This is a genomic window from Archangium sp., from assembly GCF_057119385.1.
This window is the reverse complement of record NZ_DBNGVP010000025.1, coordinates 41,159-52,871: the sequence shown is the minus strand read 5'-3', so window position 1 is coordinate 52,871 and position 11,713 is coordinate 41,159. Positions and strand designations below refer to the sequence as shown.

The following is an 11,713-nucleotide window of genomic DNA, read 5'->3' as shown; positions in this document are numbered from 1 at the left end:
CCCGGGGCATGGCCTTCGAGCGCGACATGGTGAAGCTGCTGCAAGAGGACGCGCTGAAGCCTCGGGCCGAGCGCCGCTTCCTGGGGGACTTCGACAGGCCCCGCGTTGAAACACAGGTGGGCGTACGCAAGCCGGGCACCGGCCTGCGCTTCGCGGATGTGCTCGTCATCGAAGAGGGAGGAATTGGCGGTGGGCCACGGCGCGTGGAGGCGTTCAGCTTCAAGAGCCGTGACCTCTCGGGATTGAATTACGAAGCCCTGAAGGCACAGATGATTGCAGACGCGCAGGAGGCTTTGACCAGGTATGGCGAGGTGCTCAACATCCGCCGGGACTCACTCCAGTCCCTTTTTCGCGAGGGCGGCGATGTGACTGTCCAGCGGGTCCGCCTCATTTACGAGGGGGGCGACCTCAAACCGAAGAATGCACGCGACTCAAGGACAGCCATGGAAGAAACCAGGAGCACGGTTCCGGGAGTGGAGGTGCTGTTTCAATGAAGGTGCTCGAATTCTACGGTTCGAGAGATGAGGACTACCTCACGCTCACCTTCAAAGGTGCCTTCGACCCGCTGGCAGCATTCGACAGCGAGTTGGAGCCCTTCTTCCGCGCGCTTGAAGAGTATGCTGACGGATGGATGCCGGACGTCGTCGAGGGCAAACGGCGACGCAAATACGCCCGCGCTGCAATCTGGAAAGCGCTGGAGGAGAAACGTGACGAAAACAGCACGTCCATCGGGCTCTACCGGACGAAGTGGCCCGCATTGGACATGTCGCTCGGACTCTGGCTCCCACCGCGGCACCCCAGACTGACCATCATCATCAAGGTAAAGCCGCTCTCATTCTTCACGGAGGCGGAGCGCTGCCGCCGCTTCGTGGAGATGGTGCGCGCCTGGGCCAGCCGCTACCCGGTCCCTCATGCCATGGCCCACAGCGCTGATGACGGGGAGTTGGCGGACTTTCCGAGCTTCGGCCGCGACGACGAGACATTGTTCAGAGATGGCTTCGATAAAATCTACGAGGTGTTCTGGCTCAACGTCTTCGGCCCCAAGCTGGTGGAGACGGTCGGCCGCGATCGCATGCTGTCCACGCCGGCTCACCGGGTGGAGGAGTTGCCCAATGGCTGCGTCCTCCTGGTGACGTGGCCCACCGCCGCGGACTTCGTAAGCAAGGAGGCACGGCTCGCCCAGGCCCGCGCCCACGCCCACCTCCGGCCGGACCTCGACTTCAACACCGTGCTGCGCTCCTTGAATGAGCGCAGCGCCATGCTCGCTCCCGTGGAGCCCCGTTTCCATCCGGACCTGGCCCTGCTCCTCTCGCTCGTGGTGGATCGTGCCGCCAGTTACGAGCGTCAACGGAGGATTGCCGAGCTCAACGCGTGGCGCCCTCCTGAGCCCGAGGAGTGGCGCCCCGCCGACTCCGCTCTACCTCCGGACGTGGACAACCTGGAGCGCTCGCTCGAGTATTACAGCGATCTCGCCGAGCACCTCGTGGCGCTGCTGCACTCGGAGGTGCCCTCCGTCTTCAAGGCGACGCCCGAGTCGCTCACGGACGCCGACTTCTACTTCTGGTGCGAGGAATTCCCGAAGAGCCGCCTGCGGGAAGCCATCGACGAGCACGCGGTGCCCGCCATTGGCGCGTACCTGGGGGAGGTGCTGGTGCGCAACCTGGGCGGCCGGTGGATTCCGCGCCAGAGGCTCGAGGAGGCCCAGGTCCTCGTGGGCAACCGCGTGTGGCTTCCCTTCGTCCGGGCCCGCAACTACATGCGCTCGCGGCAGTCGCTGCTGGACTACTCCCTCACCTGGCTCTACCGCGTGGCAGAGCGGCACCGGGGCTGACGGGCGAAACGACACGGTGCCTGGTACACGGCGAACTGGAGCCTGGGGGACGGCCCGGGGTGGCTGGAGCTGCAAGCCCAGATGATGCTGGAGCCGGAGGAGGCCGCGCCCTCCTTCGACTTCGCCGACCAGCTCGCCAGGGAAGCTGTTGCCCACGGACATCTTCATGCGCCGGAGCCCGTCGTCCTCCGAGCCGGGTCCGCGCTGGGTCCCTCCCCCGGCGCCCTGAGCCCGCCCGGCACGCGGTCGGGAAACAGCAGCTCCAGGTGGTAGCTGCTGCCCTCCAGGCGGGCCTGCACGGGCAGCCCGCTCTCGTGGAAGACGTCGAGCATGGGCTTGTTCGACACCAGCACATCCGCCTGGAAGCCCGGCAGCCCCCGCGCCTGCGCCGCCTCGCGGATGCGCCTCATCAACGCCGTGCCCACGCCCCGGCCCTGCCAGTCATCGCGCACCACGAAGGCCACGTCCCCCAGCCCCGTCGCGGCCACCACGTCGTAGCGCACCACGCCCACCAGCTCCTCCGTGCCCGGCATGCTCGCCACCAGCGCCATGTTCTGCTCGTAGTCCGGGTTCACCAGCTCCTGCACCTCCTCGTGGGGGTGCCGCTTCTTGAAGCACAGGAAGCGCCGGTACGTGCTGTCGTCGCTCAGCCCGTACAACAGCTCCTGCAGCGCCCGCTCGTCGGTGATGCGCGCGGGCCGGATGAGCAGCTCCTGCCCGGAGAGGATGCGCTCCACCCGCTCCTCCGTCCACGGATAGCGCGCCTTCGGCACCACCTGGTCCGGCAGCACCCAGTGCCGCGCCTTCGCCGCCGCCATCAACTCCGCCCGGAAGTCCGGGTGGGCGATGTGGATCAGCGCCTTGGCGCGCTCGCGGATGTTCTTCCCCCACAGGTCCGCCACCCCGTACTCCGTCACCACGTAGTGCACGTCTCCGCGGCTCGTCACCACGCCCGTGCCCGCCTCCAGCGCCACTTGAATCCGGCTCAGCGAGCCGCCCTTCGCCGTCGAGGGCAGCGCGATGATCGGCCGCCCTCCCCGGCTGCGCGCCGCGCCCCGGATGAAGTCCACCTGCCCGCCGATCCCCGAGAAGAAACACCCGCCCAGCGTGTCCGCCGCCACCTGCCCCGTCAGGTCCACCGCCAGCGCGCCGTTGATGGCCACCATCCGCTCGTTCCGCGCCACCACCCCCGGATCATTGGTGAAGTCGCTCGGCCTCATCTCGATGGCCGGGTGCTCGTGCGCCCACGCGTACAGCTCCCGGGTTCCCATGATGAAGGACGTCACCAGCTTGCCCGGCAGCAGCGTCTTCCTCCGTCCGGTGATGACGCCCGCCTCCACCAGGTGCATCACCCCGTCGGACATCATCTCCGTGTGCAGCCCCAGATCCTTGTGCCCCGTGAGCTGCGCCAGCACCGCGTCCGGAATCCTCCCGATGCCCAGTTGCAGCGTGGCCCCGTCCGGAATCAGCCGCGCGATGTGGCCGCCGATCTCCCGCGACACCTCGTCCTGCGCCTCGTGGGGCCGCTCCAGCAGCGGTTGATCCACCGGCACCAGGCGGTGCAACCGGCTCACGTGGACGAAGGAGTCCCCATGGGTGCGCGGCATGTGCGGATTCACCTCGGCGATGAGCAGCGAGGCCGCCTCCACCGCCGAGCGCACCACGTCCACCGAGACACCCAGGCTCACGTACCCGTGCGCGTCCGGCGGGCTCACCTGCAGCAGGGCCACGTCCACCCGGACGCGGTTGCTCCGGATGAGCTCGGGGATCTCCGAGAGGAACACGGGCATGAAGTCCGCCCGGCCCTCCTGGACCGCCTTGCGCGTGTTGGCGCCGATGAAGAAGGCGATGTGCCGGAAGCGGTGCTGGTACTCGGGCTCCACGTAGGGCGCCGGCCCCAGCGTCATCAGGTGCACCACCTCGTTGTCGGCCAGGTGCTCGCCCTTCTCCACCAGGGCCTTGACGAGGGCCACGGGCTCGGCCGCCCCCGAGCCGATGAGGATGCGCCGCCCCGGCCGGATCAGCCGGATGGCCTCCTCCGCCGTCGACACCTTCTCCGCGTAACGCTCCCGCCAGTCCCGCGCGTCCATGCGCCCTCCCGTCCTGCCGCGCTAGCAACCTTCGTTCCAACGGTGCGTCCAGGGCCCGGCGGTGTCATCCGGCGCAAACCGTGCGCTCCGGTGGGGCACCCGGCGCAACCCCCGCGCGGCTCGCTCTCCCGGGGACCCGGGAAGCAGGAAGGGATCTCCCGCCTCGTCCACCCGGAGGCGGGGCGAGTCCGCGCCCCGCCGGGTGCTCTCCCCCAGGCCCATGGCGTGGGCCGGGCGCCTGTTCATGTTGAGCAGGGTATCCACTCGCAGCGCCACAGGGGCAGTCCCTCCTCCAGAGCCATGACGACGTCGCCGCATCGGGCTTCCCTCCATCGGTTCCAGCAGGGGCTCGCGCGGCTGGCCTCCATCGCCAGTGCGCTCGCCGTCCTGGTCGCCGGTGTCGATCTGCTCGGCTGGGCCCTGGGGAGCAGGTTCCTCACCCAGCTCCTTCCCCTGCCGGGCGCGGGCCTCATGATGCCCAACACCGCCATCGGCCTCGCCCTGAGTGGTACCGCGCTCTGGCTGCTCCACCCGAAAGGAGCGAGCCGGCCGCGGCGCGTGTCGGGCAGGGCCCTGGCACTCATCCCCCTGCTGCTGGGGGGCCTGGTCCTCTCCGAGTACCTCTTCGGGCTCGATGCCGGTATGGATCTCCTCTTCTTCGGCGAGACCGTCCAGCGCATGGCGCCCATGCTCCCGGGACGGCCCTCGCCCATGGGGGCGCTGAACTTCTGCCTCCTGGGGCTGGCCCTCCTCCTGCTGCACGTCAGGACCCGCAGGGGGTGGCTCGCCGCCCGGCCGCTTGCCCTGATCGTCACGCTCACCTCCGCCCAGGTCCTCATCGGGTACCTGTACCTGGAGGGGAGCCTGGCCGAGCCCAGGCGGCTCTTCTCCTTCCTGCCGCCCTTCACGCCCATGGCCGTGCATACGGCGGCGCTCTTCCTGCTGTTGTCACTCGGCATCCTGTCCGTCCATCCCGAGCACGGGCTGACGGGGGTGCTCCTCCGGGACGATGTGGGGGGCATCCTGGTGCGCCGGCTCCTGCCCGCCCTCCTCCTCACCCCCCTGCTGGTGGGCGGCGTGTGGATCCTGGGAGAGCGGCTGGGGCTCTTCGGGACCACCCTCGGAGTCTCCCTCTTCGTGCTCGTCACCATGGTGGCCTTCCTGCTCGTGATCGCGCGCAACGCGAGCACCCTCTCCCTGCTGGATGCGCAGCGCCACGCCATGGAGCAGTCCCTCCGGCTGTCGGAGGCCCGCTTCGCCGGCATCGTCTCCACCGCGGCCGATGCCATCATCTCGGTGGACGAGGCGCAGCGGATCACCCTCTTCAACACGGGGGCGGAGCGCATCTTCGGCTACGCGGCGAGCGAGGTCCTGGGCCAGTCCCTGGATCTGCTCGTGCCCGAGCGGTTCCAGGCCCTCCACCGGCAACACCTCCGGGAGTTCGCGGCCAGCGAGCGGACGGCCCGTCACATGGGAGAGCGGCGGACCATCACCGGCCGGCGCAAGAATGGCGAGGAGTTCCCCGCGGAGGCCAGCATCTCGAAGCTGCGGGTGGACGGAACGCAGCTGCTCACCGTCATCGTGCGGGACATCACCGCGCGCCAACGCGCCGAGGAGGGACTTCGCAACAGCGAGGAGCGCTTCCGGACCTCGTTCGAGGATGCCCCCATCGGCATGGCCCTGGTGGGCCTGGATGGCCGGTTCCTGAGCGTGAATGGCTCGCTGTGTGGGATCGTCGGCTACTCCCCCAAGGAGCTCCTCACCAAGACGTTCCAGGACATCACCTGGCCGGAGGATCTGGAGCTGGACCTGGCCAACGTGCACCGGCTGCTCCAGGGGGAGATCAGCTCGTACCAGATGGAGAAGCGCTACATCCACAAGGACGGCCACCGGGTGACCATCCTGCTCACGGCCTCGCTGGTCCGCGGCGCCCGGGGAGAGCCGCTCCATTTCATCTCGCAGATCCAGGACATCTCCGAGCGCAAGCAGCTCGAGCAGGCGTGGCGCTTCCTGGCCGAGTCGGGCCCACGGCTCGCGGCGTCGCTCGACTCACGGACCACGCTCACCACCGTGGCGGGCCTGGCCGTTCCCGCGCTGGCGGACTGGTGCCTGGTCGAGCAGCTCGACGAGGAGGGACGGGTGAAGCGGGTGGAAGGACTGGCGGCCTCCCCGGAGAAGTCACGGCTCCTCCGCGAGCTGCTCACGCCCCCTCCCCAGGGCGGCCCCTCCCATCCAGGACACCTCATTTCCCAGGTGCTGCGGACGGGGCAGCCGGCGCTCCTGCCGGAGCTCTCCGAGGCGGTGCTCGAGTCGGCGGCGGAGGACCCCCATCACCTGGAGCTGCTCCACCATCTGGAGCCCCGCTCGGGCCTGATCATCCCCCTCGTCACCCGCGGGCGTACGCTGGGCGCGCTCGTCCTCGTGATGTCCGAGTCCGGGCGCCGCTACGAAGCCCGGGACCTGGCGCTGGCGGAGGAGCTGGCCCAACGCGCCGCGCTCGCCCTCGACAATGCCTGCCTCCACGAGAAGTCCGAGCAGGCCACCCGCACCCGCGACGAGGTGCTGCGGATCGTCGCCCATGACTTGCGCACCCCGCTCAACGTCATCTCGCTGAGCACGAAGGTGCTCCTGAAACATCCGCCCGAGAAGCGGGCCACCGACACGAAGCCGCTCGAGGCCATCCAGAAGTCGGTGGACCGGGCCACCCGGCTCATCCTGGATCTGCTGGACATCGCCCGGATGGAAGCCGGCCGTCTGTCCGTGGACCGGGGATGGGAACAGACCGCGCCCCTCGTCCGGGAGGCCGCCGAGCTGCATCGCGCGCTCGCGGAGGAGAAGTCCATCCAGCTCAGGGTCGCCGTCCCCGAGGACGCGCCCCCCGTCTTCGCCGACCGCGACCGGGTGCTGCAGATCCTCTCGAACCTGCTCGGCAACGCGCTCAAGTTCACGCCCATGGGAGGGCGGATCCTCCTCCGGGCCGAGCCGGTGGGGAGCCGGGTGCGCTTCTCGGTGAGCGACACGGGCTCCGGCATTCCCGAGGAGGATCTGCCCCACCTCTTCGAGCCCTTCTGGCAGGCCTCCGCGGGAAGGAAGCAGGGAGCGGGCCTGGGACTGGCCATCGTGAAGGGGCTCGTGGACGCGCACGGCGGACAGATCTGGGTCGAGAGCAGCCCCGGGGTGGGGAGCACCTTCTTCTTCACGCTCCCCACCGCGAGTCCGGCCGAGGCCCATCCCCCGGCTCACGCGTGAGACACACGGGGAGGCAGCGCGACGGCCCGCCTCCCCGTGCCCGGACCGCCTAGCGATCCGGCCGCTGGAAGACCCTCACGGCGTTGACGAGCGGATCCCCATACCCCTCGCGCGGGACGAACCGGAGGTTGAGCTGGCCGTCGGTGACCTCGAGGAAGAAGCTGTGGTCATCCGCCCTCCGCCGGCCCACCTCTCCGGCGATGTCATGCGCCGGCAGCAGGAGGGTCTGCTCGCCCACCACGTCGAAGACGCGCTCCAGACGATCCTCGCTCTGGATCTCCGCGAAGCGCAGATCGATCTGATACACGCCCGGCGGCAGGCCATCGAAGCGGTACTCGAAGAAGCCGCGCCGCCCCGTCTGGTAGAGCGGATCATCGTCCGTGCCACTGATGGAGGAGCTGGTCCGCACCGTCCGCGACGGGTCGACATACCCCCAGCTTCCGCGGCTGTAGCGCTGATCGGCCGCCCAGACGTTGCCCGCGCGGTCCACATAGGTGCCATCACCCGCGTTCACGCCCTGGTAGTACGCCGGGACGATCATCACGATGGGGATCTGCAGCGTGGGCGCGCGCCCGCTGTTGCTCTGCAGGTACAGCGTGGCGTGGTAGATGCCCGGCTCCAGGCCCGTGGCATCGGCCGTGACGGCGATCCGCTGGCTGAGGCCCACGCCCAACGTCCCGCTGTCCGGGCTCTCCGAGAGCCAGGGCACGTCCGTGAAGACCGGCACGCCGCTCTCGATGAGGTACGCCTGGCGGCTGTTCTGGCTGACGGTCCACAGGTTGCCCTGCTCGTTCAGCTCCAGGCCCGCGCCGCTGAAACCGGGGTTGGGGTGCGCCAGGGTCGCCAGCACCGTGCAGGTGTCCGGGTTGAGCTCGTAGAGGGTGTCGCTGGGGCTGTTGGTGGCCATCCAGAGCACGTTGAAGGACGGGTTCCACGCCAGGCCGGAGATGCTGCCATCCGCCGGACTGCACTGGCCGATGACGGCGCCCCGGTCCGGATGGGACAGGCCCTTGACGTGGTAGATGATGCCCTCGTTCCAGCCACCGACGTAGAAGGTGTCGTCATCGGGCCGGTAGGCCAGGCCGCGCTGCGAGGTGGCCGTCCAGGGGAAGTCGCCCGTGATGGCGTCCATCACGGCGCCCGTGGCCGGCTCCCAGCAGTGGATGCCGTTGTCACCGCCGACGTCGAGCTGGCACATGAGGCCTCGGCCCGCGTCATGGGCCATGTCCGCCGGCCACTGCCCCACCCACGTCGCCAGCCAGTCGCGCCCCGTGTCCACCCCGTCCACGGTGAACTCGTGGTTGCTCCGGGAGGTCGGATCCGAGAGCCAGACGTTGCCCGTGTAGCCCACCCCCCAGGGCAGCTCGAGCCCCGTCGGCCAGCTGCGCAGGACGTCTCCCACCAGCGTCGGCCCCCAGCCGGGAAGCGGCTCGCCCCCGAAGACGTCCCGCGTGGTGTGGCTGTTCGGATCGAACTTCAGGCCCGGGGTGGGCCGGCGCCGCGGGACGACGCTCGCCCGCTCTCCGCCCGTCTCGCGCAACCTCCACTCCAGGGGCGCGGAGCCCGTGTTGCTCAACGTCAGGTACTGGGTCCGCCGCTCGCCCCGCGGCACGATGAACTCGAGCACGGTGGGGGTGATGACGGCACGCGCCGTGCGCAGCACCCAGTCGCGCGTCACCCCCTCGCCATCCGTGGAGAGCGTCACCGTGTCCGTCCCGGTGACGTAGTTGGGCGCGGAGGCCTCCAGCGTGTACGTGCCCAGGAAGAGCTGCAGGCGGTAGCGGCCGTCCGCGCCGGTGGTGACCTGGCGCACCACCGTGCCCCCCGCGAGCGCGCGCACCGTGGCCCCCGCGATGGGCAGCCCATCGTTGGCGTCGGTCACCACGCCCTCGACGAAGCCGTTGGGCGGCAGGACGAAGCGGATGGCCCGCTCATCCCTCAGCGCCGGGCTGTTGAACGAGTACTGCAGCGCCACGGTGCCCGTCTCGTTCTCGATGCCCACCGTGGCCGACTCGCCCCGCTCCAATCCGGTGTCCGCGAGGTTCCGGTACTGCATCAGGACCTGGCCCCGCTCGGTGAGGATGATCTCGAAGTCGACGCGCTGGGACGTATCGGTGAGGAAGGCCACGTTGCGCCACTCGACGACGAGCTCGCGCGCCGGAGCCTCGCCACGCGTCAGCGTCAGGACGCTGGACTCCCCATCGACGAGCAGATCGTCCCAGAGGGCGTAGATGGCGGCGTTGGGCGGATTCGGGCTGGGCAGGGACTCGTTGGCGAAGTTCGCGTTGGGCGCGAGGAAGTTCAGGTTGCCGTTGGTGGAGACGTAGGCGGAGCCGTACGTCTGGCCATAGAAGGTGAAGGGAAAGGGCAGGCCCACCTGGACCACGCTGTCATCCCCCGCCAGCGGGAGGGGCGTGGTGGCCTCGACATAGGCGGGCGCCTCGTACCGGCAGGAGTAGCCGTAGGCATCCGTCCGGGACTCCAGCACCAGGTCCAGCGACTCGCCGCCGTCCACGAGCAGGTGCTCGGTGCGAGGCAGGAAGCAGCCGTCCGCCTCCACGCGCACGTCGTACTCGCCCTCCGGCACGCGCTCGAAACGCCAGGCGCCGGCCGCGTCGGTGAGGACGGTGCCCAGGGGGGTGCCCAGGAGGGTGACGCGAGCGAAGGCGATGGGCGCCCCGGAGGCGTCGAGCACCCGGCCCGAGACGGCATGCGAGGGCACCGGGCTCAGCGCGAAGTCCACGGGGGTGACACTGCCCTCGGTCACCTCCACGGCTTCCACGACGCGGCGCTCGTAGCCGAAGAAGGTGGCGGAGACGCGGTACGTCCCCGTGGGGAGCGTCAGGGAGTACCGGCCCTCCTCATCCGTGAGGGTGTCCCGCGAGAAGGGACCCTCGGCCAGGACGCGAGCGCCGGGCAACGGGGCGCCGGTGGAGGCATCCGTCACCACGCCGCGCACGATGCCGGTGGGGCCCGTGGGAGCGCGCTCCACGGCGGCGAAGGCGTCGAGCTGGCCCTCGCCCCAGACGTTGTTGTCCGCCGCGGTGCCGCCGCAGCTCAGGTCCTCCCGGTCCACCGCCGACGCATCGAGCAGGGCACGGGTGGCCTCCACGTCTCCCACCAACGACGGAGCGGCGGACCACATCAGCGCCACCGTGGCGGCCACGTGGGGCGTGGCCATGGAGGTGCCACTCAAGACTTCGTAGCCGCCGCCCGTGAAGCTGCTGCGCACGTTGACACCGGGCGCGGCGATGTCGGGCTTGGTGAGGCCGTCGAAAGCCGAGGGGCCCCGGGCGGAGAAGGAGGCGATGTTCCCGTTGATGTCGAAGGCGCCCACCCCGTAGCTCTCCGGGTACGCGGCCGGCACGCCCACGCTGCCACAGGGGGCGGGATCCGGGTTGCCCACGGCGAAGGTGGGGAAGATGCCCGCGGCGACCCACGCCTGCACGATGGGCCGGAAGAAGGGATCCGACGGCCCGTCTCCCCACGAGTTGTTGAGGATGTGCGGCCGCAGCTCCGGCCGCGGGTTGTTGCCACTCAGGTCCGTGGGGGCGAGCATCCACTGGCCGGCGGCCAGCAGGGCCCCCGTCGAGCAGCCCAGGTCCTCGCACCCCTTGGCGGAGATCCACCGCGCGCCCGGGGCCACGCCAATCTGGTTGCCGCTGTCATCGTCCCCCGCCATGGTGCCCATGGTGTGCGTGCCATGGCCCACGTTGTCGCAAGGGGCCAGCGAGGGGCTGCCACAGACGCTGGAGGGATCGAACCAGTTGTAGTTGTGATCGAGACTGCCATCCGCGAGGCGTCCCCGGTACTGCCGGGCCAGCGCGGGGTGATCGAACTGGACGCCGGTGTCGATGCTCCCGATGACGATGCCCTCGCCGCGGGTACCGAAGGTGGACCAGACCTCGGGGGCGCGGATGCGGGCGATGTTCCACTCGATGTCCGAGGGAGTCGGAGGCGAGCGAGTGCCGGGGATGGGCGTGGGGATGCGGTAGTCCCCTTCCTGGAGGATGTGATCGACGTCGGGCCGGCTGGCCAACGCCTTGAGGGCCGCATCGTCCGCCTTCACGCGGACGGCGTTGACGAGCCAGAAGGACTGGTGGTCCAGGCCGTGGGCCCGCAACTGGTCGCGGAGATCACCCTGGCTGCTGCGGGCCACGGACTGGAGTTGCTCCACGACGAAGCGTCCGCGGGCATTCCAATCCTTCATCCCGAAGGCCGGGCTCAGGTCCGCCTGCTGACGGAGGAAGACCCAGGCGGTGCGGGCCGGGGCGGGCGGCGGGGGTGGCGGATCCTCCGCGGGAGTGTCTGGTTTACACGCCTGCAGGAGCACGGCCAGCGACAAGAAGATCGCGAGCAGCCGTGCAGTCGGCCTGACAGCGAGGAACGCGTGTTTCATCCGTGTCATGACTCCCCCCACCGCTCCTGGAAGAGCGGCTGGCATTGCAAAGGCTTGCGTTATGAGCCATTTCGCGCCGCCCCTCCATCGGCCGCCGGGGTCGGGGAGAGCCGCTCTTCCAACACCTCCCGGAATCCCTCTGGT

At 69.7% G+C, this 11,713-nt stretch carries 4 protein-coding genes and 1 pseudogene; 3 read left to right on the top strand and 2 right to left on the bottom strand.

Annotation, left to right across the window (positions count from 1 at the left end; genetic code table 11):
• Together AC16DP_RS06820 and AC16DP_RS06815 are read left to right on the top strand one after the other, a co-directional pair.
• Nucleotides 1–494, top strand: a pseudogene (locus tag AC16DP_RS06820) (hypothetical protein); the annotation flags it as partial.
• Complete coding sequence (locus tag AC16DP_RS06815; RefSeq protein WP_483956653.1) at nt 491–1,831, top strand: hypothetical protein; 1,341 nt, start codon at nt 491–493, stop codon at nt 1,829–1,831. The pseudogene AC16DP_RS06820 and the gene AC16DP_RS06815, both read left to right, overlap by 4 nt.
• A gap of 164 nt (nt 1,832–1,995) precedes the next feature.
• Here AC16DP_RS06815 and AC16DP_RS06810 read toward each other — a convergent pair whose 3' ends face one another.
• Nucleotides 1,996–3,921 (bottom strand): GNAT family N-acetyltransferase, encoded by a 1,926-nt coding sequence (locus AC16DP_RS06810; RefSeq protein WP_329730210.1) that lies wholly within the window; start codon nt 3,919–3,921, stop codon nt 1,996–1,998.
• A 300-nt stretch (nt 3,922–4,221) separates the two neighbouring features.
• Between AC16DP_RS06810 and AC16DP_RS06805 the strand changes: the two genes are divergently transcribed.
• Entirely contained in the window at nt 4,222–7,170 is a 2,949-nt protein-coding gene (locus AC16DP_RS06805; RefSeq protein ID WP_329730209.1) for a PAS domain S-box protein, read from the top strand.
• Between the two features lie 49 nt (nt 7,171–7,219).
• Here AC16DP_RS06805 and AC16DP_RS06800 read toward each other — a convergent pair whose 3' ends face one another.
• On the bottom strand, nt 7,220–11,569 hold the full coding sequence (locus tag AC16DP_RS06800) for a carboxypeptidase regulatory-like domain-containing protein (RefSeq protein ID WP_329730208.1): 4,350 nt from the start codon (nt 11,567–11,569) through the stop codon (nt 7,220–7,222).
• Nucleotides 11,570–11,713: the final 144 nt, after the last annotated feature.